Raw genomic sequence first — 260 nt, forward strand, 5'->3', positions numbered from 1 at the left:
GAAGTTTTCCAGTCGCGAGCTTGCTGCTTATGTCGAAACACAAGCCGCAACGCAGCAGGTCGCTATCACGAGTAAAGACGGAACAGCCCATCAGGTCGAAGTGCCAGTTAGTGCGCTTCGCTTGCTGGTTGATATCTTAACGGAGCTTGGAGAAGGCAATACGGTAAAGCTCATTCCTGTGCATGCCGAAATGACGACGCAGGAAGGTGCCGACCTCATGAACATGTCCCGACCGACGTTCATCAAGTTGCTTGATGAGG

At 52.3% G+C, this 260-nt stretch carries 1 pseudogene; it reads left to right on the plus strand.

The window, feature by feature from the left end:
- Positions 1-260 (plus strand): annotated as a pseudogene (locus SQ11_RS17740) (DNA-binding protein); the annotation flags it as partial.

It is taken from the genome of Nitrosospira sp. NpAV, assembly GCF_000832065.1.
Taxonomy (GTDB): Bacteria; Pseudomonadota; Gammaproteobacteria; order Burkholderiales; family Nitrosomonadaceae; genus Nitrosospira.